Origin of the sequence: Bartonella sp. A05 (assembly GCF_026930145.1) — a bacterium.
Lineage (GTDB): Bacteria > Pseudomonadota > Alphaproteobacteria > Rhizobiales > Rhizobiaceae > Bartonella.
Window position 1 is genome coordinate 146,043 of record NZ_JANHOJ010000001.1, and the last position, 21,767, is coordinate 167,809.

Genomic DNA, 21,767 nt, shown 5'->3' on the forward strand with positions numbered 1-21,767 from the left:
AAAATTACTTTCTTTATATTATCTCATAAATCAGTGTTGACGATTTGTCGTAAGGTTGGCAAATAAAAAAGCCTTTAATATACAGTTAACAAACTGTCAGTTTTTTTGTCGATGGAGTTCTTATGCCGCATCAAGATTATTTTTTTACCAGTGAATCGGTATCTGAAGGGCATCCCGACAAAATTTGTGATCGTATTTCTGATGAAATCGTCGACATGATCTATAAAGAGGCTATGAGAACAGGTACCGATCCGTGGTTAGTGCGAATTGCTTGTGAAACTTTAGTCAGTGTCAATCGTGTTGTGATCGCTGGTGAAGTACGTGTTCCTGATACACTCTTAAAAAAAGATAAAAACGGGGAGTTAATCCATGATGAAGCTGGAGCTCCTATTATTAATCCTACGCATTTTCGCAAAGTCGCACGTCGTGCTATTCGTGCGATTGGTTATGAACAAGCAGGCTTCCATTGGAAAACTGTTAAAATTGATGTTCTTTTGCGGCCACAATCAGCTGATATCGCACAAGGCGTCGATAATGCCATGGATTGCCAAGGTGAAGAAGGCGCAGGCGATCAAGGTATCATGTTTGGATATGCCTGCCGTGAAACACCAGATCTCATGCCCGCACCAATTTATTACGCGCATAAGATTTTAAAGCTTCTTGCCGTGGCTCGTCATAAAAATGAAGGAGAGACCGGCAAACTAGGACCAGACGCCAAAAGCCAAATAACAATACGATATAAAAATGGAAAACCTATAGAAGTCACATCCATTGTTCTTTCAACGCAGCATTTAGATGAAAGTTGGGATTCGAATAAAGTACGTACAGTGGTTGAACCCTATATTCGTCAAGCTTTACAGAGTATTCCCATTTCTAATCAATGTAGTTGGTACATTAACCCAACAGGAAAATTTGTTATTGGCGGCCCTAAAAGTGATGCAGGAGTAACAGGACGAAAAATTATTGTCGATACTTATGGAGGCGCAGCACCCCACGGTGGTGGAGCTTTTTCAGGGAAAGACACGACAAAAGTTGATCGTTCTGCAGCTTATGCCGCACGTTATCTCGCTAAAAATATTGTTGCAGCGAATTTAGCAGAGCGATGCACCATTCAACTTTCTTACGCAATTGGCATTTCACAACCCTTATCTGTTTATCTGAACCTCCATGGAACAGGGAAAGTTGAAGAAAATGTTCTTGAAGCCGTAATCCGAAAAATCATGGATCTTTCACCAACAGGCATTCGAAAACATCTTGATCTCAACAAACCCATTTATACAAAAACAGCTGCTTATGGTCATTTCGGGCGTGAACCAGAACGCGATGGTTCATTTTCATGGGAAAAAACCGATCTCATCAATACGCTTAAAACAATGATAAAAATACCATGAGGAAACATAAATCGCGTATGAATGAAGCTTTTTTCGGTCGTCGACAAGGCAAACGGCTACGGGACAGCCAACTTGCGCGGATAAAAACGCTTCTTCCTACTCTCAATATTGATTTAAATAAACCTGTACCTCTAGAGCTAACATCTTTATTCACAAATAAAATCAAAGAAGTCCGACTTGAAATTGGCTTTGGTGGAGGAGAACATTTGCTCCATGAAATGGAGCGGTTTCCACAAACAGGTTTTATTGGCGTAGAGCCTTTTATCAATGGTATGGCAAAAATATTGACACACATTGAAAAACACAAACAATATCAAAATCATCTTCGTCTTTATGATGATGACGCCACACGCCTTCTTGATTGGCTTCCCCAAGCATCACTTGATGGAATAGATTTATTCTATCCTGATCCATGGCCTAAAAAAAAGCATTGGAAACGGCGCTTTATCAATGTAAAAAATCTCAACCGTTTTTCTCGCGTTCTTAAAACAGGTAAAAAATTTCGCTTTGCCAGCGATATAGATACTTATGTAAACTGGACATTATACTATTGCACACGCCATAGCGATTTTGAATGGCAAGCAGAAAATCCTAAAGATTGGAAAACCCCATATCCGCTATGGCCAAGCACCCGATATGAAGCAAAAGCTTTGCGCGAAGGCAGAATGCCCACTTATCTAACTTTTATTAAAAAATAAGGGATAAAATGCTTTTACCACAAACAACTTGAAAAACTTTGAATTTAAGAGTACAAAATAATCAAATTCTTGATCTTGTGGTGAGGAGTGGGTCGTTTGGATCCGCTCTTTTTTAATATCATAAGACCAATAAGAATAACCTGGATAAAGCATATGAACGAAACTGAAAGAATGGGTAACATTAACGAACCGCGTCTGTTTGAAGAAGATGGTATTGAAATGCGCGTCGCTACCCTTATCACACCATTGCTCAAACCCTTGGGTTTTCGTTTGGTTCGTGTAAGACTTCTTGGTTTAAATGGTTTAACGCTTCAGATTATGGTTGAACGTGCTGATGGTAGCATGACAATAGAAGATTGCGAAACTGTTAGTAAAACTATTTCGCCGCTTCTTGATGTGCAAAATGTTATTGAACGCAAATATCATTTAGAAATCTCATCCCCTGGCATTGACCGCCCACTCGTAAGGAAATCTGATTTTTTTCATTGGCAGGGGCATATTGCAAAAATTGAAACCAACACGATAATTGATGGACGCCGAAGATTTCGTGGTACAATTGCAAATATCACACAAAACGGCTTTACTTTAAATGCCGATAAAGCTGCCTATGGAGAAGCAATGCGTGTTTTTATTCCCTTTACGGACATTACCAATGCACGTCTCGTGCTTACCAATGAACTTATTCGAGACGCATTGAAAAAAACAAAGGAATTATATCAACAATCAGCCTCCAAAGATAATCTCAACATCTCAAAACCAGAAACAAACTGTAAAAATTAATATCACATAGAACCAATATCCCTCATGTGGCACAAAAAAGGAGAAAATCGATGGTAACAAGCGCTAACAGGCTTGAACTTCTGCAAATTGCAGATGCTGTTGCACGCGAAAAATCGATCGACCGTGAAATTGTCATTTCTGCAATGGCTGATGCTATTCAGAAAGCGGCGCGTTCTCGTTATGGTCAAGAAACCAATATCCGTGCTGAAATCAACTCCAAAACAGGTGAAATTAAATTACAACGTCTGCTGAAAATTGTTGATGTCGTTGAAGATTATACAACTGAAATTGCTTTATCTGACGCGTTAAAACGCCAAGCCGACTCAAAAGCAGGGGATTTTCTTGCCGACCCTTTGCCTCCCATGGACTTTGGACGCATTGCAGCGCAATCTGCCAAACAAGTTATTGTGCAAAAAGTGCGTGATGCAGAACGCGAACAACAATTCGAAGAATATAAAAATAAAATTGGTGAAATTCTTTCCGGCACAGTTAAACGTGTAGAATATGGGAATGTTATTGTTGATTTAGGACGTGGAGAAGCTATTGTACGGCGTGATGAATTAATCCCGCGTGAATCCTTCCGATATGGAGATCGTATTCGTGCTTTCGTCAGTGATGTTCATCGTGAACTAAGAGGTCCACAAATTTTCCTCTCACGGACACACCCTCAATTCATGGCAAAACTTTTTACCATGGAAGTTCCAGAAATTTACGATGGGATTATAGAAATTAAGTCCGTCGCCCGTGATCCAGGTTCACGTGCTAAAATCGCCGTTGTCTCACGGGATGGCTCGATTGATCCCGTTGGAGCATGTGTTGGAATGCGGGGAAGTCGCGTCCAAGCTGTTGTTGCAGAATTACAAGGCGAAAAAATCGATATTATTCCTTGGTCCCCAGATGCTGCAACATTTATCGTCAACGCACTACAACCTGCCGAAGTCTCTAAAGTCGTCCTCGATGAAGACGCTGAACGTATTGAAGTTGTTGTTCCTGATGACCAACTCAGTCTTGCTATTGGACGACGTGGTCAAAATGTTCGTTTAGCTTCGCAATTAACAGGGTGGAATATTGATATTTTAACAGAACAGGAGGAATCTGAAAACCGCCAAAAAGAATTTACTGAACGCAGTAAACTTTTTATGGAATCTTTAGATGTCGACGAAATGATCGGACAAGTTATGGCTTCAGAAGGGTTTGCTTCCATTGAAGAAATCGCTTATGTTGGTCTTGAGGAAATTGCTTCTATTGATGGTTTTGATCATGAAACTGCCACAGAAATACAAAATCGCGCACGCGAATATTTAGAACGTAAAGACAAAGAACTCGATGAAAAGCGTAAAAAGCTAGGTGTTTCTGATGAATTGCGTGCACTTCCTGGCATGACGAGTGCTATGTTGGTTGCTGTTGGCGAAGATGGTGTCAAAACGATAGAAGATTTTGCAGGTTATGCAGTCGACGATTTGGCTGGCTGGCGAGAACGCAAAGAAGGGCAAACACAGAATTTTCCTGGTATTCTGACTCCTTTTGATATTACACGCATTGACGCAGAAGCCATGATTCTAGCTGCACGTGTGCAAGCAGGCTGGATAGACCAAAATGATCTTATTACAGAAGATCTTGCAGAAAATGAAAAAATAGACAATTGAGATATGGGTACATTTTAAATGAATGAACGGACCTGCATTGTGACAAAAAAAACTGCATCAGCAACAACCCTGATCCGTTTTGTCATCGATCCAAACCGTCAAATTGTTCCAGATCTGAAAGCTAATTTGCCCGGACGTGGTGTATGGGTTTCTGCTTACCGAACAACCATTGAAGAAGCAATTAAACGCAAAGCTTTTAGCAAAAGTCTTAAAACAGATGTTGAGGTTGCTTCAGACCTTGCTAATATTGTAGACAAACTTTTTCTGAGATCCACTCTTAGCAGCTTATCTATGGCGCGAAAAGCAGGTGCAATTGTTATGGGTGCAACCAAAGTGGATGCAGCAATCCGCTCTGGTCGAGTTGCTCTTGTGCTTCATGCACAAGAAGCAGCTGAAGACGGAAAACGAAAAATTGCGCAAGCGATCCATGCAATAAAGCAAAAAACAAATCAGGATGTAAAAACCATATCTTTATTAACAAGTGATGAAATGAGTATGGCTTTCGGAGCTAATCCTGTGATACATGCAGCCTTGTTGAATACGAAAGCTGCCGACGGGTCTCTCAAAACGATATACAAACTGGTCTCCTATCGTAATGGCAAACACTATAAGCCTAGTGAAATGACCGCAAAAGCCGTGAAGGAAATACAATGAGTGAAGATAATAATGACAAGCTAACAGTCAAGAGAACACTTACCCTAAAACGGTCGGGCCTAGAAACTAATACGGTCAAACAAAATTTTGGTCATGGTCGTAAAAAAGCGGTTGTTGTCGAAACCAAACGACGTAAAATTACGCGTCCAGATGAAAAAGTTGAGGCACCGCAGTCAATTACTAAACCACATGTAGCACCTCGTCCAAAACCACGATTCGAAGAAGTGGCACCAGAGAAAACTGTAACGCAAAGCAATCTTTCATCAGCTGAAATAGAAGCAAGGTTTCGCGCTTTAGAAGAAGCACATATCCAAGAACAGATAATGCGTAAACAGGCTGAAGAAAAAGAAAGACTCGCTAAAGAACGTGAAGAAAGCTTGTCTTTGCAAACTGTTCAAGAAACAAAAATAGAACAAGAAAATCAAGATACCATAATACAAACTCCAATCCCTGCCCCTGAAATCATACCGATAGAGCCTGTAGAATCAATAGAAACTGTTCTTCCTGTCAAAAATACAACTGGAGTTGAAAAACGCTCCATCAATGAAAAAGATAATGAAGATAAACATGGCCGACGCGCTAATCTTTCCAAATCAGAAATGCGTGCACCCAAAGCTGTAAAAGGTGCAGAAGAGCGTCGCCGTGGGAAAATTACTCTTAATAGTGCATTGGATGAAGAAGGCAACGCACGTGGTCGTTCCATGGCTGCAATGCGTCGCCGACAGGAAAAATTTAAACGCGCACAAAACCAAGAACCACGGGAAAAAATTTCTCGCGAAGTTGTGCTTCCTGAAACCATTACCATACAAGAACTTGCACAGCGTATGGCTGAACGCTCTGTTGATGTTATTAAATTTCTGATGAAACAGGGACAAATGATGAAACCCGGTGATATCATCGATGCAGATATTGCAGAAATCATCGCCGTTGAATTTGGCCATACGGTTAAGCGTGTCTCAGAATCTGACGTAGAAGAAGGTATCTTCAATATAGAAGATGATCCTCAAAAAATGCGATCACGTCCACCAGTCGTAACAATTATGGGGCACGTTGACCATGGCAAAACCTCTCTTCTTGATGCAATTCGTAAAGCGAATGTTGTTTCTGGTGAAGCAGGTGGCATTACACAACATATCGGTGCTTATCAAGTAGAACAAAACGGTCAGAAAATTACCTTTATCGATACACCTGGACACGCCGCATTCACAGCAATGCGTGCTCGTGGTGCTCATGTTACCGATATTGCCGTTCTGGTCGTGGCTGCTGATGATAGTGTCATGCCGCAAACAATTGAATCAATTAATCATGCAAAAGCTGCTGGTGTACCTATTATTGTTGCCATCAACAAAATTGATAAGCCTGCTGCCGACGCTCAAAAGGTGCGTACGGAGTTACTGCAACACGAAGTTTTTGTTGAAACCATGGGTGGTGAAACTTTGGAAGTCGAGGTTTCTGCTAAAACCGGTCAAAACCTTGCCAAACTTCTGGAAGCCATTCTCCTGCAAGCGGAAATTCTTGATCTGAAAGCAGATCCAGAACGAACTGCAGAGGGTATTGTTATTGAAGCCAAGCTTGATCGGGGACGTGGATCTGTTGCAACTGTTCTCATTCAAAAAGGAACATTACATCCTTCCGATATTATCGTAGCCGGCAATGAATGGGGTCGCGTTCGTGCATTGATTGATGATCATGGTCGTCATGTCAAAGCAGCAACTCCTTCTACACCAATTGAAATCTTAGGGATGCAAGGAACACCACAAGCTGGTGACCGCTTTTCTGTTGTTGCAAATGAAGCAAAAGCGCGCGAAATCGCCGAATATCGCCAACGATTAGCACGGGATAAAGCTGTAGCGCGTCAAACAAGCTCACGTGGCTCTCTTGAACAAATGATGACAAAATTACAAACCACCGGTGTCAAAGAATTCCCGCTTATCATTAAGGGAGATGTTCAGGGATCAATAGAAGCAATTATTTCAGCCTTAGAAAAATTAGGAAATCAGGAAGTGCGTGCCCGCATCGTTCATTCTGGTGCCGGAGGAATTACTGAGAGTGATATTTCTCTCGCTGAAGCTTCCAATTCTGCCGTTATTGGTTTTAATGTTCGCGCCAATAAACAAGCGCGTGATTCAGCAAAAACGCAAGGAATTGAAATTCGCTATTATAACATCATTTATGATCTTGTTGATGATATAAAAGCAGCTATGTCAGGGTTACTTTCTCCTGAGCATCGTGAAACTTTCCTCGGTAGTGCTGAAATTCTGGAAGTCTTTAATATTACAAAAATTGGAAAAGTTGCTGGCTGTCGGGTCACAGAAGGAAAAATAGAAAGAGGCGCAGGCGTTCGCCTTATCCGAGACAATATTGTCATTCATGAAGGGAAGCTTAAAACACTCAAACGTTTCAAAGATGAAGTCAATGAAGTACAAGTCAGCCAAGAGTGTGGGATAGCATTCGAAAATTATGAAGACATTCGTGCAGGTGATACCATTGAAACTTTCCGAATCGAGCAGATTAATCGCACATTATAAAATCAACCAACAGCTTTCCTTTCTGTCGAATTAGGAAAGTGAGTGAACTTTACGTATCATGCCTCTATCTGTCCTTATCCTTTGAAATAACAGAGCAAGATGGCTTGTAACAAAGGTATCTTCCAATGAAAAATACAGGCCCATCACAACGGCAATTAAGAGTAGGAGAACAGGTTCGCCACGCAGTTGCCCATACGTTGCAACGAGGTATTTTGTTTGATGATGTTTTAAAAGGTGTTGTTCTTTCTATCTCCGAAGTACGCATGTCACCAGATCTGAAAATTGCCACCTGCTTTGTTTCCCTTCTCAGTACTGTTGATAACGCTTCTAATGTTGCTATCATTAAAGTCTTTAATAAACATAGCCGTTTTATCCGTAGAGAAATTAGTCATCAGTTGCGGCAAATGAAATATATGCCAGAGCTACGTTTTCAGCTTGATAGCAGTTTTGATAATTTTTCAAAAATCGATGCCCTGCTCCGATCGCCTGAAGTAGCACGCGATCTTCTTAATAATAACGTTGAGCCTATTGAGCCTATTGAGCCTATTGAGCCTATTGAGCCTATTGAGCCTATTGAGCCTATTGAGCCTATTGAGCCTGAGGATAAAAAAATATGACACAACAACACAAGAAAAAAGGTCGTTCTATCTCTGGCTGGATAATCCTTGATAAACCAAAAGGAATGAAATCCACAGAAGCTGTTTCACAAATAAAATGGCTTTTTAATGCACAAAAAGCAGGACATGCAGGTACACTTGATCCCCTAGCTTCTGGTTTATTGCCTATTGCATTAGGTGAAGCAACAAAAACTGTTCCCTATGTTATGGAAGGCATGAAAACTTACCATTTTCATATAGCTTGGGGAGAAGAGCGTTCTACAGATGATCTAGAAGGCGATATTACAAGAACGTCTATTAAACGCCCAACCCAAGAAGATATCCTTGCTCTTTTACCGAAATATACAGGTGTTATTTTGCAAACACCTCCGCAGTTTTCAGCAATTAAAATTGCAGGCAATCGCGCCTATGATTTGGCACGTGAGGGTAAAACTGTTGAAATTCCCCCCCGCCAAGTAGAAATTGATACGCTCAAGCTTGTTGGAGCCTCCCCACAAGGACATTCTATCTTTGAAATAACGTGTGGAAAAGGAACCTATGTACGCTCTTTAGCACGCGATATGGGACGTGACCTTGGTTGTTATGGATATATTGCTGACTTGCGCCGTATCGCAGTGGCACCTTTTGATGAAAATGATCTTATTACGTGGAATGAACTAAAAGAAGCAGCATTCCAAAAAAATAAAACAGATGAACAGTGTGAATATGCCACACGAAACTTTTCCGCACTTGATGAACTCTTAATTGGAACAGACACCGCATTAAATTGTCTTTCTCATTATGCACTCAACGAAATTCAAGTGCAGAAAATAAAAATGGGAAATTCAGTACTCCTCTATAATCAAAATACACCTATTGATGAAAATGAGGTTTGTGTAACCTACAAAGGCCAACTCCTTGCTATAGGTTTCATTGACAAGAGTCAGTTTAAGCCTAAACGGATTTTTACAATTTAATGAGCTATTGCCTAAAACAACAGCTTTTGCGGAAAAATATTTTTTCGCACAAATAAGCGATGAAGCCAATTCTCATTGCCCAAACTTGTTCTTACCACAAAAAAAATATTATTGGTCAATGGAAAGTTTCACATGCATCTCATTGGCGTGAGGAATTGTTTGTCGTTCAATCATACGGCGTACCTTTATACCGCTAGATGCACGGTTTAATCGATCAAGATGCTTATGCACCTCTGCATCTGCTTTTGTGTGACGATGATTATGACGCACATAATCCACCCAAGTTGGCATATGATAAGCTTCTGTCCAATATTCTGGCTTTTCAAGATCACGTAATAAAACCCATTGGCGTGCACCATCGCGTCTACGGATGTGGCGACGACGCGCCATAATTTCAAGAAATTCTTTGAGATCCTCTTCATTGATTTTATAATCAATCATAATCATAATTGGACCACTTCGTGCTTCTAGGTTGAGTAAAAGTTCTGGTTCTCTAAATTGATCAAGCGGCTCAAGATTTATCTGTGGGATTTCTTGTATCTTAAACTTTATCCCCGCAAATGCTCCAAAAATCAAGAATAGTGCACAAACACTCAAAGCGACAGTTGGAGAATAACCATCAGCCAATGTCCCCCAAATTGCACTTCCAACTGCCATACCACCAAAAGATGCCGTTTGATAAATCGCTAAAGCGCGTGCAACAACCCAACGTGGTGTGGAAAGCTGTACAGATGTATTAAATAATGATAACGCCAAAACCCAACACACACCAGCAGGAAATAAAATAAGATGGCTTACAATCAATGAACGACTTATTGCCAAAAAAAAGCAGGAACAGGAAAAACCAACAAATGAGCTCGCAATAATTGTTTCTGAACTAAAATGTTTCCGTATATATGAATTAATAATACCCGCTGTAATCGCTCCCAGACCAAAACAACCAAGCAATGTACCATAAAGAGGAGACCCTCCCCCAAGGATTTCACGCGTCACAATTGGTAACAAGGCTAAAATCGAAATGGCTCCAATACCAAAAAGAAACGCCCTAGTCATAATACTCAGAAGATTTGGTGACATCGCAACATAACGCAAACCATCTGCTACAGCCCCAAACAGTTTCTCTCGTGGCAATGTGTTATTTTTATAATTTGGCTTCCATAAAAACAAAGCACTAATTAAAGGAATATAACTCATAGCATTGAACAAAAAAACAGCAGATCCACCTAGAATAGCAATAATAACGCCTCCTATAGCAGGGCCTATACTGCGCATGAGATTGAGACCAACACTGTTTAAGCTTACGGCAGCAGGAATATTTTCTCTGTCCACAATATCCCCTACTGTAGCCTGCCAAGAAGGATTATAAAAGGCGCTTCCACACCCAATCAAAAACGTCAAACCCAATAAAAGCCAAGGTGTCATCAATCCCACATAAGATAAAATTGCCAAAATGATTGATACAATCATCATCATAATCTGTGCACAAAACATAATATGACGACGATTAAAATTATCAGCTAATGCTCCTGCCATCAGAGAAAACATAACAAGCGGTAATGTCGCAGCACTTTGAACAAGTCCGACCATAGAATGCGAAGAACTAATTAACGTCATCAACCAACCTGCTCCCACCGCCTGCATAAATCCTCCTAAATTAGATACAAGGGTGGCTAACCATAACCTTCGAAATGTTGAATTATGAAAAAGCTCTAATGTTGAAATTTTCTGCATCCTTCACCTCCAAATTGACAGTTTGTTCTTCTCCTGACCATAAACACACCGTATAAACGACAACTTGTCCATTCAACAAATGCATAATTCTTTTTAAATCTTTCACATAACATCACTAAATTAAATATTTTCAAAATAAAGACTTGCTAAAGCAGATCTACGAGATACTTTCGAGGGCTAGCATTTTAACTTTCTTTCCTATATAAGCATCAAAAATAAATAGGAGTGCCTCCACTCTTCTTATAAATTCACAGGCCCTTGCTGAACGACATCTCGGCGATGGGCGACCTTATATTTCTTTGTTTTTTTGAAAGGATAATACGATGTCGATTACAGCTGACCGTAAACAAGCTCTTATCACAGAATATGCAACGAAGGCCGGTGACACAGGATCGCCAGAAGTGCAGGTTGCTGTTCTTTCAGAGCGCATCGCTAATTTGACTAATCACTTTAAATCTCACAAAAAAGATAACCATTCCCGTCGTGGTCTTTTAAAGATGGTTTCTCAACGCCGTCGCCTCCTTGATTATCTTAAAGATGTTGATCAGGCTCGCTATCAGAAACTTATCGAAAAGTTAGGATTGCGTCGCTAAAACAAAGTGGGTGGGTGTTCTCAACAAAAACCCATCCGCTTATTTAACGCACTGCTTTCAGTCAATGACTGTATAGAAAACTATTATGGGACAGGAGTGCTAGTTGCTTTATGTATAAAATTGCAATTTTTTGTTCTCTGCAAAAGACACAAGCACCTCGTTGTCTTGTCCATAGATCTGAAACATAATGCACAAAACCAGAATGTAAACACTGGCCATTAAGGATAAAAAATGTTTAAAATCCATAAGGTAGAAATTGAATGGGCCGGTCGGCCACTGATCCTAGAAACAGGAAAAATTGCGCGTCAAGCCGACGGCGCAGTCATTGCCAGCTACGGTGAAACCGTTGTATTAGCAACCGTTGTTTCAGCAAAGAGCCAGAAACCAGATCAAGACTTTTTCCCACTCACCGTCAATTATCAAGAAAAAACCTACGCTGTCGGTAAAATACCGGGTGGCTATTTCAAACGTGAAGGTCGCCCAAGTGAAAGCGAAACTCTGATTTCACGTTTAATTGATCGTCCAATCCGTCCTCTGTTTGTCGACGGTTATAAAAATGATACACAGGTAATTGTCTCCGTTATACAGCATGATTTAGAGAATAATCCTGATATTCTTTCCATGATTGCATCTTCTGCTGCATTAACCCTATCAGGAGTTCCTTTTATGGGCCCCATTGCCGGTGCCCGTGTTGGCTATTGCAATGGGCAATATGTTCTCAACCCAAACATTGATGAAATGACTGAATCAAAGCTTGATCTTGTCGTTGCTGGAACCGACAGCGCTGTGTTGATGGTGGAGTCAGAAGCACACGAATTGCCTGAAGATGTGATGTTGGGCGCTGTCATGTTTGGGCAAAAGAGTTTTCAACCCGTTATTGATGCCATCATTAAGCTTGCCGAAGTAGCCGCAAAAGAACCACGCGAATTTGTTCCAGAAGATCTGTCTGATCTTGAAAAAAATATGCTTGAAATCATCGAACAGGATCTGCGAAAAGCTTATGAAATCACAGATAAACAAGAACGTAACGCTGCAATTGACGCTATAAAAACAAAAGTCAGCGATAAATTTATGCTAGAAAAAGAAGAAAACTGTGCTTTTAGCGCAGATCAAATAGCAACTGTTTTCAAGCATTTGCAAGCAAAAATTGTGCGTTGGAACATTCTTGAGACAGGTAAACGTATTGATGGACGGGATCTCTCAACCGTGCGTCCAATTCTATCAGAAGTTGGTATTTTACCACGTACACATGGATCAGCATTATTTACACGTGGTGAAACACAAGCACTTGTCGTTGCAACATTAGGAACCGGTGAAGATGAGCAATATATCGACACATTAACAGGAACCCATAAAGAAACATTCCTACTCCATTACAATTTTCCACCTTTTTCAGTAGGCGAAACAGGGCGGATTGGTTCTCCTGGACGACGTGAAATTGGTCATGGTAAGCTTGCATGGCGAGCAATTCATCCAATGTTGCCAACACAGGAAGCCTTTCCCTATACCATTCGCTCTGTATCAGAAATTACTGAATCAAATGGATCTTCTTCAATGGCAACCGTTTGTGGCACTTCACTTGCATTGATGGATGCTGGTGTTCCTTTGGCACGTCCCGTTGCTGGTATTGCAATGGGCTTGATTAAGGAAGGTGAACGCTTTGCTGTTCTGTCCGATATTTTAGGTGATGAAGATCACCTTGGTGATATGGATTTCAAAGTAGCGGGCACGGAAAAAGGTATCACTGCTTTGCAAATGGATATCAAAATTGACGGTATTACTGAAGAAATTATGAAAATTGCTCTTGAGCAAGCCAAAGGCGGTCGGATCCATATTCTCAGTGAAATGGCAAAAGCATTAACCAGTGCACGGAATGAACTCAGTGAATTTTCTCCACGTATAGAAATAATGAGTATTCCTATGGAAAAAATCCGCGATGTTATCGGCTCTGGCGGTAAAGTGATCCGAGAAATTGTTGAACAAACTGGAGCTAAAATTAATATTGAAGATGATGGAACAATTAAGATTGCTTCTGCGAATACTAAAACCATTGAAGCAGCAAAACGTTGGATCCATTCGATTGTTGATGAACCTGAAATCGGTGCCATCTATCAAGGAACGGTTGTGAAAACCGCAGATTTTGGTGCATTTGTTAACTTTTTTGGCTCGCGCGATGGACTTGTTCACATCTCCCAACTCGCCTCAGAACGCGTAGCAAAAACAACTGATGTCGTCAAAGAAGGCGATAAAGTATGGGTCAAATTAATGGGTTTTGATGAACGTGGGAAAGTCCGGTTATCAATGAAAGTTGTTAACCAACAAACTGGAGAAGAGATTTCCCGTACTGATTCGACAAATACAGAAAAAGACAGTAGCGCTGATGAAAACATGCAACCTGAAAAAAAGCCTCGTCGTAAGAAAAAAGAAGATTAATCTTTTTATCCTATCATAAAACAAAATGCCATTCCAATGTCGGAGTGGCATTTTTCTTTGAAAGAACCAAAAATGTCGCTGTTTTTGCCCTTTAAAAGCTACGACCTCCCTCAACCTAATTCGGGTCAGTCTTGGTTGGGCTTTGGTTTAACTGAAGTCCCAGATGAGCAATGGACACAAAGCCTTGAAATTATAACCCCTTGGCGACCAGATTTCTTAAAATTTACCAATGCCAAATTCCGCTGTTATCCCCAAATAGATCAAACTTACACCTATGATGGGGCGCTTTTACAACTTAGCAAATATCGTGGTCTCAATCAGAATCGTTTCCTTGATTTATTAGAATGCGTTAAACCCAACGGATGGATTGTCATTAGTGGCGACAAAACTGTTGGAGCAGCCTCAATGATGAAATGGGTCAAATCCATTGTTCCCATCAACGATAAATTATCCAAAAATCATGGCGTCGTGTTCTGGATTCAAGTGCCTCAACAAATAGATAAACAAAATATTTTATATTTCCGCTCACCACCTCTCAGTTTTGAAAATAAATTTCAGACAACTTCTGGCATGTTCTCTCATGGTCGTATCGATCCAGGATCTGCTATGCTTATTCCTTATCTGCACAAAATTATTTCTGGAAAAACTGCTGATTTTGGTGCCGGTTGGGGTTTCCTTTCTCACGCTGCACTTGAAACGAGCAAGAATTTAACTGCACTCGATCTGTATGAAGCCGACTATAATGCTTTAGAAGCAGCAAAAAAGCATATGAAACACATAACAACTTCTCTTCCAATCAGTTTTCACTGGCATGATTTGATTCATGAACCTATCAAAGGTCTTTACGATACTGTTATTTCAAACCCACCGTTTCACACCCAACGAACTACAGATGTTGCTTTAGGGAAACATTTTATTACAAAGGCAGCACAACATCTCAGATCAGGAGGCAGCTTGCTTCTCGTTGCTAACCACCACCTGCCTTATGAAACATTATTAAACAATATCTTCCGTACAGTTACTATCCATGAAGAAGCACAGTGCTTCAAAGTTATCGAAGCATGCCGATAAACAAAGATAGTAATCTAACTCCTAAAGAATGAAACGTGAAAGGTCAATATCAGAAGCAAGATCACCTATTGCTTGTCTGACATAGGCAGCATCAATTCTAAACGATGTACCAGCTTTATCAGGTGCCGTGAAAGAAATTTCATCCAAGACACGTTCCATTACTGTTTGCAAACGACGTGCTCCAATATTCTCAATCCTTGCGTTTAAGTCAACAGCGATATCTGCTAAAGCATCAATAGCATCATCTGTAATTTCTAGATGAACTTCCTCTGTTGCCATTAAAGCAATATATTGCTTAATCAGACTAGCTTCAGGTTCGGTAAGAATGCGCCTTAAATCTTCCCTTGTTAAAGCATTTAATTCCACACGGATAGGTAAACGACCTTGAAGTTCTGGCAACAAATCAGATGGCTTAGAGACATGAAATGCACCAGAAGCAATAAAAAGGATGTGATCTGTTTTAATTTGCCCATATTTGGTTGCAACGGTTGTTCCTTCAACCAAAGGCAAAAGATCTCGTTGAACCCCCTCACGCGAAACAGCAGCACCAGCACCACCATCTCGGGTTGCAATTTTATCAATCTCATCAATGAAAACAATCCCATCATTTTCAGTGACACGCAATGCCTCTTGAATGATTTGATCCTGATCAAGAAGTTTTTCAGATTCATCGTCAATTAATGGTTTAAAAGCATCCCGTACAGTCGTTTTGCGTATCTTTGTACGACCACCCATTTTGCCAAAAATATCTGATAAATTCATAATACCCATTTGTGCACCAGGCATACCAGGAATATCAAATGTTGGAGCGCCATTATTGCTATTATCGGCTACTTCAATTTCAATCTCTCTGCTATCCAATTCACCTTCACGCAATTTTTTACGAAAACTATCACGGGTAGCAGGACTTGCCGTTTTACCAACAAGAGCATCTAAAATCCGCTCTTCAGCATTAATGTGAGCCTTCGCTTTGATCTCATCTCGTTTTCTCTCGCGAACAAGAGAAATCGCTATTTCAACAAGATCACGAATAATTTGCTCAACATCACGTCCAACATAACCAACTTCGGTAAATTTAGTCGCTTCGACTTTAACGAAAGGTGCCCCAGAAAGCTTTGCTAATCGACGTGCTATGCCTGTTTTACCGACACCGGTTGGTCCTATCATCAAAATATTTTTTGGCATAACCTCTTCACGCATAGATTCTTCAAGTTGTTGCCGACGCCATCGATTACGCAAAGCAATAGCAACAGAACGTTTCGCATCCGTTTGACCAATAATAAAACGATCGAGTTCAGAAACAGTTTCGCGAGGAGAAAATACAACACACATTCAAATAGCTTTCTACAAAGAAGATAACTCAGCATCCAACGTTTCAATCGTAAAATTGTCATTGGTGTAAACACAAATTTTAGCGGCAATACTCATGGCTTTACACGCAATGGCTTCTGCATCTAAATCCATATCTATAAGTGCCCGCGCAGCTGACAAAGCAAAATTGCCTCCAGAACCAATTGCCATAACGCCATCTTCTGGTTCCAATACATCACCAAGACCTGTCAAAGCCAAAGTTACTTTTTTATCAGCCACCAGCATCATAGCTTCAAGACGACGTAAATAACGATCAGTGCGCCAATCTTTTGCAAGCTCTACGCATGCACGCATAAGCTGATCAGGATATTGCTCAAGCTTTGTTTCTAACCTTTCCAACAATGTGAAAGCATCTGCTGTAGCACCAGCGAAGCCAGCAATCACTGCTCCCCCCTTTCCAAGACGGCGCACTTTGCGTGCGTTGCCTTTCATGATCGTTTGCCCAAGTGAAACCTGACCATCGCCGGCTATAACCACTTTATCACCTTTTCGTACAGTAACAATGGTCGTACCATACATTATGTCAGGCTTATGTTCTGCCATAAGAAAACTCCTTAATATTGCTTTCCCTTATTATACTGAATAGAATCTAATAATCACTTTCTCTATTTAAAAACATATACTGCAAAACACAATAACTTAGCACAAACTTAGCACAACTCAATTTGTTTAAATGTGAGAGAAAATGATATCATTGTTATAAATTTAAATTGTTGCTACATAACTTTTGTAAGAAGTTGTCAATATCTGCATCTTTAAAGGAAAAACCATGAAAAAAATAACCATAGGAACATTGGGAGGAACGATTGCAATGGCCCTCGATGACTTTGGCCAAACTCAACCGACTCTAACTTCAGATGTGCTCATAAAAAATGTTCCTGGTTTACAAAATATTGCTGATATTCATACGCAAACATTACAACAATTGCCAAGTGGATCTTTGACTTTTAAAGTTCTTTTTGAAACAATAGAATGGGCGACTCAGCAAATCAAGTCCGGTGCAGATGGTATCGTCATAACACAAGGCACTGATACATTGGAAGAAACAGCTTTTTTTCTTTCACTTTACTGGAATCATGCCGAACCACTTATTGTGACTGGTGCTATGCGTATACCATGTGAAGCAGGCGCCGATGGTCCTGCTAATCTTTTGGCTGCAACCCGCGTCGCTTCCGATCAACAAAGTCGCAACAGAGGTGTTTTGGTTGTCATAAACGACACAATTCATTCACCCTACTGGGTACAGAAAAGTCATACCGTTAAAGTCGAAACATTTCAGTCAGGTCTAGTAGGATCTTTAGGAACAATTTTGGAAGGAAAACCAATTTATTTCAATGATCGAAATTTCTTCCCTACAGCTTTTGCACTACCCCAAAAAGATAATCACAAAGTCGCACTCCTGCATTCCTCCCTATCATCTGATACGCATTTATTAAGGTTCTGCCTTGAAAGTGGATATTATGCAGGTCTTGTTATCGCTGGTTTTGGTGCAGGACACTGCAGTTTTCAAGAAGCAGATATTGTGCGACAATATGCTAGAAAAATACCAATTGTTATCGCTAGCCGTTCTTATAATGGCTCAACAGTCCGAACAACTTATGGTTATAAAGGCGCAGAAATCGACCTGATCACTTCTGGTGCCCTGATGTCTGGCTATTTATCAGCAGTGAAAGCACGCCTGCTTTTATGGGCTTTTCTAGCACAAGGCCTATCGCAGAAACAAATTAATACGCATTGGAATAATTGGACTATAAGCTGAAAAACATTATTTATCTTGAAGAAAACAACATGCAAAATACAATCTTTTTGGCCATCAAGCAATCCACCTTTTCATCCCTAAGCATCACTATGACCAGAAAAACACTCTGTACAAAAAACGCTTACCCCACAAGAAATCATTAACGTTATTATGTCACAAGTCAATCACGACAATCATCTTGTCAATCGCAATTCTGAGCACTATTCCCCCTATAGTGTCTTTACAGCAAAAGAATGGTCTCTGTTTCGTGCAGATACACCGCTTACTTTGACCTTGGATGAAATTAAGCGTTTACGATCAATGGACGATCCAATTGATCTTGAAGAAGTGCAGCGCATTTATCTCTCTTTATCCCGTCTTTTATCATGCCATGTTGAGGCTATGCAGAGACTTTTCCAAAAACGTAAACAATTTTTGCATCAAGAAAATACAAGAAAAACTCCCTTTATTATTGGAATTTCTGGCTCTGTCGCAGTAGGAAAATCAACCACTGCACGCATTCTCCAAGAACTTCTAAAACGTTGGACATCCAGTCTTAAAGTCGATCTGATTACAACCGATGGCTTTCTCTATCCCAACGCAGTGCTGCAGAAAAAAAATCGTATGAATCGCAAAGGTTTTCCTGATTCCTATAACATTAAAAAATTGCTCCATTTTCTTTCTTCTGTAAAAGCTGGCATTAGCAATATCACCGCACCACTTTATTCGCATATGACCTATGATGTTTTAGAAAATCAACAAATTATCATTAACCAACCCGATATTTTAATTGTTGAAGGTCTCAATGTGCTTCAGGTTTGTGATTGTCCAAAAGATGGAAAAATCGTGCCTTTCGTTTCAGATTTTTTTGATTTCTCAATCTATGTAGATGCTGAAACAGAAATCATTCGCAGCTGGTATCTGAAACGTTTTAAGCGTCTACGAAAAACAGCTTTTCAAAATCCTGAATCTTACTTTCATCGTTATGCGTTATTAAATGAAGAAGAAGCCACTCAAATCGCTGAAAACCTTTGGCAAACGATTAATCTAAAAAATTTACAAGAAAATATACTACCAACACGGCCGCGGGCTGACCTTATTCTACGAAAAGGGAACAACCATTTGGTTGAATATGTCGCACTTCGAAAATTATAAGGATACAATAATATGCACAAACCCCAAATCAATTTCACCTCAACACGTGCTAACAATAGCTGTCCAATCCTCTTAGTTAATCAAAAAAATCTTGCTGATTTATCGTTTGATACATCAACAACTGCATGGATGACAGTCAATAATTTTACCGGTAAAGCAGGGCAAATATTATTTGTTCCTCACGAAACAGGGCAATTAAAAAAAGTTTTATTTGGTCTCGGCAATGGTGAAGAAGCTTTTATCACTGGTCTCCTAGCCAAAAACCTTCCCACCGGCCATTGGCACTTAGAAGGAACAGCCGCAAATCAAATAAATACCTATCTTGGATTAGCATTGGGAAGCTACCAATTTAACCGCTATCGCAAAAATCCTTCTCTCAAATCATTGTCCATCCATGTACATGACACAATTGATCTAGATGAACTCAAACGAATTTATGAAACTGTTTTTTTGGTTCGTGATCTTATTAATATTCCAGCCAATGATATGACCCCTGAAACCATCGAGATAACAGCGCACCAACTGGGACAGGTTTATAACGCTCATGTCAAAAGCATTTGTGGCGATGAACTTTTAACACATAATTTTCCAATGATTCACGCCGTAGGCCGAGCAAGCAGCTCCGCTCCACGCCTCATTGAGCTCGAATGGGGTCAAGAAAACCATCCTCAAATAACATTGGTTGGAAAAGGAGTAACCTTTGATACTGGAGGATTAGACATTAAATCAGCAAATAACATGCTCTTAATGAAAAAAGATATGGGTGGTGGAGCACATGTTTTAGGACTAGCTAGACTTATCATGGATGCAAAACTTCCCTTCCGTCTACGTGTACTAATCCCAGCTGTGGAAAATGCAATTTCTGCTAATGCTTTCCGGCCAAATGATATTCTTCAAAGTCGGAAAGGCTTAAGTGTTGAAGTTGGCAATACAGATGCTGAAGGTCGACTTATTCTTGCTGATGCATTAACCTATGGTGATGAACAAAGCCCGCAATTCATGCTTTGTATGGCTACTTTAACAGGTGCAGCGAACGTAGCATTAGGTCCTGATCTTCCTGCATTTTATTGTAATGACTCAATGTGGGCACAAAAAATTTCTCAATCTGCCAATGCCGTTGCCGACCCTCTTTGGCAAATGCCCCTTTGGAAGCCCTATAAGAAAGCATTATCATCACCGATTGCTGATCTCAATAATATAACAGGACATAGCTTTGCTGGTTCTATAACAGCGGCTTTATTTCTTAATTCTTTTGTTGAAAAAACTGAATATTTTGCTCATTTTGATCTTTATGGATGGACCCCAAAAGAAAAACCAGGCTATCCTGTCGGTGGTTCCGCACAAGCTATCCGTGCACTCTATAACCTTTTCAAAGATCAGGTTGAATACAAATGACACGTAAAGAGGATCGACAATTGTACACATCTAGGGATGATCTCACTGATCCGCACATTGAAAAAGAAATGACAGTTCTACCCTGTGTTCAAGGAGAAAAAAAACGCATCAATACAGCTGTTGCGGGCTTATTCAAAGAGAGAAGTAAAACCAGTGAAATGCAAACGGAATATCTATTTGGAGAAGAAATACTCATCTTTGAACCAGAAGAAGCTATGTCATGGAGCCAATCACTCAAAGACGGATATATGGGATATATTGATACAACAATTCTGAGTACACCAACTACAAAACAAACGCATATTGTTTCAGTGCCGCGTACCTTTCTATATTTACAAGCCGACCTACGTGGATCAGTCAAAAGCGCTTTATCTATGGGCAGTAAAATAAGTGTTGTTGAGGAAACTGAAATACGGGGCACAATGTATTCTATCCTTGAAAATGGACAAGCCATTGTTTCTTGTCATCTCAACCCTATAGGATACGTATTTGAAGATTATGTCACAGTAGCACAAACTTTTCTTCTCACACCTTATCTTTGGGGTGGTGTCAGTGGTTTTGGCATTGATTGCTCAGGGCTAGTTCAACTTTCCATGATGATGGCTGGCCATATAGTTTCACGCGATACCAGCATGCAGCAAAAAACGATAGGAAAGCAGCTCGCAGAAAGTGATACTCTTCAGCGAGGTGATCTCATTTTTTGGGAAGGTCACGTCGCCATTATGGTTGATCATATCAATATTATTCACGCAAATGGCCATTCTATGAATGTCATAATCGAACCTCTAGAAAAAGCAATCACACGTATTGCTATGATGCATAAATATCCCGTAGCAAAACGTCGTCCCATTCAAGCAACATAATATATCTCAGCATATAAAATTATATACGCATATCTTTCTGTTATACATTGCGCTATAAAGATCCACTCCCCCAGTAGCTGGCAAAATGTCATACGCGATCATTACTGCTCTCATATGCAAAAAAAGAGTGATTTTTCTTAACACACA

Annotated in this window: 17 protein-coding genes and 1 pseudogene; 15 read left to right on the plus strand and 3 right to left on the minus strand. The window is 40.2% G+C overall.

The features are described 5' to 3' along the window. The first annotated feature begins 122 nt into the window (after positions 1–122). The 8 genes and pseudogenes from metK (at position 123) to truB (ending at position 9,270) form a co-directional block, all read left to right on the plus strand. Positions 123–1,391, plus strand: a complete 1,269-nt coding sequence (gene metK, locus NPX98_RS00570; RefSeq protein ID WP_269022011.1) for a methionine adenosyltransferase — start codon at positions 123–125, stop codon at positions 1,389–1,391. Further along, positions 1,388–2,089 carry a tRNA (guanine(46)-N(7))-methyltransferase TrmB gene (trmB, locus tag NPX98_RS00575; RefSeq protein WP_269022012.1) on the plus strand — a complete coding sequence of 234 codons (702 nt, stop codon included), beginning with the start codon at positions 1,388–1,390 and terminating at the stop codon, positions 2,087–2,089. The genes metK and trmB overlap by 4 nt, the downstream gene beginning before the upstream one ends. Before the next feature lie 129 nt (positions 2,090–2,218). Beyond that, positions 2,219–2,869 carry a ribosome maturation factor RimP gene (gene rimP, locus NPX98_RS00580; protein ID WP_269022415.1) on the plus strand — a complete coding sequence of 217 codons (651 nt, stop codon included), beginning with the start codon at positions 2,219–2,221 and terminating at the stop codon, positions 2,867–2,869. Between the two features lie 50 nt (positions 2,870–2,919). Further along, a complete protein-coding gene (gene nusA / locus NPX98_RS00585) occupies positions 2,920–4,515 on the plus strand; it encodes a transcription termination factor NusA (protein ID WP_269022013.1) in 1,596 nt (531 codons plus the stop codon). An 18-nt stretch (positions 4,516–4,533) separates the two neighbouring features. Then, positions 4,534–5,169, plus strand: coding sequence for an RNA-binding protein (locus NPX98_RS00590; RefSeq protein ID WP_269022014.1), 636 nt, complete (start codon positions 4,534–4,536; stop codon positions 5,167–5,169). Beyond that, positions 5,166–7,697, plus strand: a complete 2,532-nt coding sequence (infB, locus tag NPX98_RS00595; protein WP_269022015.1) for a translation initiation factor IF-2 — start codon at positions 5,166–5,168, stop codon at positions 7,695–7,697. Before NPX98_RS00590 ends, infB begins: the two co-directional genes overlap by 4 nt. 125 nt (positions 7,698–7,822) lie before the next feature. Beyond that, positions 7,823–8,203 (plus strand): annotated as a pseudogene (gene rbfA / locus NPX98_RS00600) (30S ribosome-binding factor RbfA); the annotation flags it as partial. A gap of 107 nt (positions 8,204–8,310) precedes the next feature. Then, positions 8,311–9,270 carry a tRNA pseudouridine(55) synthase TruB gene (gene truB / locus NPX98_RS00605; RefSeq protein ID WP_269022016.1) on the plus strand — a complete coding sequence of 320 codons (960 nt, stop codon included), beginning with the start codon at positions 8,311–8,313 and terminating at the stop codon, positions 9,268–9,270. A 108-nt stretch (positions 9,271–9,378) separates the two neighbouring features. On the opposite strand, the gene NPX98_RS00610 is transcribed toward truB, so the two are convergent. Beyond that, positions 9,379–11,001 carry an MFS transporter gene (locus NPX98_RS00610; protein ID WP_269022018.1) on the minus strand — a complete coding sequence of 541 codons (1,623 nt, stop codon included), beginning with the start codon at positions 10,999–11,001 and terminating at the stop codon, positions 9,379–9,381. 323 nt (positions 11,002–11,324) lie between these two features. On the opposite strand from NPX98_RS00610, the gene rpsO reads away from it, so the two are divergent. The 3 genes from rpsO to NPX98_RS00625 all read left to right on the plus strand — a co-directional run bounded on the left by rpsO (position 11,325) and on the right by NPX98_RS00625 (position 15,098). Beyond that, a complete protein-coding gene (gene rpsO / locus NPX98_RS00615) occupies positions 11,325–11,594 on the plus strand; it encodes a 30S ribosomal protein S15 (RefSeq protein ID WP_269022019.1) in 270 nt (89 codons plus the stop codon). Between the two features lie 231 nt (positions 11,595–11,825). After that, the gene (gene pnp / locus NPX98_RS00620; RefSeq protein WP_269022021.1) at positions 11,826–14,027 is read left to right on the plus strand and encodes a polyribonucleotide nucleotidyltransferase; all 2,202 of its coding nucleotides are present in this window, start codon (positions 11,826–11,828) and stop codon (positions 14,025–14,027) included. Positions 14,028–14,099: 72 nt separating this feature from the next. After that, complete coding sequence (locus NPX98_RS00625) at positions 14,100–15,098, plus strand: class I SAM-dependent methyltransferase (protein WP_269022023.1); 999 nt, start codon at positions 14,100–14,102, stop codon at positions 15,096–15,098. 21 nt (positions 15,099–15,119) lie between these two features. On the opposite strand, the gene hslU is transcribed toward NPX98_RS00625, so the two are convergent. Both hslU and hslV read right to left on the minus strand, forming a co-directional pair. Next, the gene (hslU, locus tag NPX98_RS00630; protein WP_269022024.1) at positions 15,120–16,430 is read right to left on the minus strand and encodes an ATP-dependent protease ATPase subunit HslU; all 1,311 of its coding nucleotides are present in this window, start codon (positions 16,428–16,430) and stop codon (positions 15,120–15,122) included. Between the two features lie 12 nt (positions 16,431–16,442). Then, complete coding sequence (hslV, locus tag NPX98_RS00635) at positions 16,443–17,012, minus strand: ATP-dependent protease subunit HslV (protein ID WP_269022025.1); 570 nt, start codon at positions 17,010–17,012, stop codon at positions 16,443–16,445. 226 nt (positions 17,013–17,238) lie between these two features. Between hslV and NPX98_RS00640 the strand changes: the two genes are divergently transcribed. The 4 genes from NPX98_RS00640 (at position 17,239) to NPX98_RS00655 (ending at position 21,620) form a co-directional block, all read left to right on the plus strand. Further along, on the plus strand, positions 17,239–18,228 hold the full coding sequence (locus NPX98_RS00640; RefSeq protein WP_269022026.1) for an asparaginase: 990 nt from the start codon (positions 17,239–17,241) through the stop codon (positions 18,226–18,228). A gap of 150 nt (positions 18,229–18,378) precedes the next feature. After that, positions 18,379–19,362: a type I pantothenate kinase gene (gene coaA / locus NPX98_RS00645; protein WP_269022027.1), complete on the plus strand. Its 984-nt coding sequence runs from the start codon at positions 18,379–18,381 to the stop codon at positions 19,360–19,362. A 12-nt stretch (positions 19,363–19,374) separates the two neighbouring features. Beyond that, positions 19,375–20,757, plus strand: coding sequence for a leucyl aminopeptidase family protein (locus NPX98_RS00650; RefSeq protein ID WP_269022028.1), 1,383 nt, complete (start codon positions 19,375–19,377; stop codon positions 20,755–20,757). Further along, positions 20,754–21,620: a C40 family peptidase gene (locus tag NPX98_RS00655; protein ID WP_269022029.1), complete on the plus strand. Its 867-nt coding sequence runs from the start codon at positions 20,754–20,756 to the stop codon at positions 21,618–21,620. Before NPX98_RS00650 ends, NPX98_RS00655 begins: the two co-directional genes overlap by 4 nt. Positions 21,621–21,767: the final 147 nt, after the last annotated feature.

Coding starts and splice junctions, on each gene's coding strand:
- metK (WP_269022011.1), top strand. CDS start 123: ATGCCGCATCAAGATTATTTTTTTACCAGTGAATCGGTATCTGAAGGG.
- trmB (WP_269022012.1), top strand. CDS start 1,388: ATGAGGAAACATAAATCGCGTATGAATGAAGCTTTTTTCGGTCGTCGA.
- nusA (WP_269022013.1), top strand. CDS start 2,920: ATGGTAACAAGCGCTAACAGGCTTGAACTTCTGCAAATTGCAGATGCT.
- NPX98_RS00590 (WP_269022014.1), top strand. CDS start 4,534: ATGAATGAACGGACCTGCATTGTGACAAAAAAAACTGCATCAGCAACA.
- infB (WP_269022015.1), top strand. CDS start 5,166: ATGAGTGAAGATAATAATGACAAGCTAACAGTCAAGAGAACACTTACC.
- truB (WP_269022016.1), top strand. CDS start 8,311: ATGACACAACAACACAAGAAAAAAGGTCGTTCTATCTCTGGCTGGATA.
- NPX98_RS00610 (WP_269022018.1), bottom strand. CDS start 11,001: ATGCAGAAAATTTCAACATTAGAGCTTTTTCATAATTCAACATTTCGA.
- rpsO (WP_269022019.1), top strand. CDS start 11,325: ATGTCGATTACAGCTGACCGTAAACAAGCTCTTATCACAGAATATGCA.
- pnp (WP_269022021.1), top strand. CDS start 11,826: ATGTTTAAAATCCATAAGGTAGAAATTGAATGGGCCGGTCGGCCACTG.
- NPX98_RS00625 (WP_269022023.1), top strand. CDS start 14,100: ATGTCGCTGTTTTTGCCCTTTAAAAGCTACGACCTCCCTCAACCTAAT.
- hslU (WP_269022024.1), bottom strand. CDS start 16,430: ATGTGTGTTGTATTTTCTCCTCGCGAAACTGTTTCTGAACTCGATCGT.
- hslV (WP_269022025.1), bottom strand. CDS start 17,012: ATGGCAGAACATAAGCCTGACATAATGTATGGTACGACCATTGTTACT.
- NPX98_RS00640 (WP_269022026.1), top strand. CDS start 17,239: ATGAAAAAAATAACCATAGGAACATTGGGAGGAACGATTGCAATGGCC.
- coaA (WP_269022027.1), top strand. CDS start 18,379: ATGTCACAAGTCAATCACGACAATCATCTTGTCAATCGCAATTCTGAG.
- NPX98_RS00650 (WP_269022028.1), top strand. CDS start 19,375: ATGCACAAACCCCAAATCAATTTCACCTCAACACGTGCTAACAATAGC.
- NPX98_RS00655 (WP_269022029.1), top strand. CDS start 20,754: ATGACACGTAAAGAGGATCGACAATTGTACACATCTAGGGATGATCTC.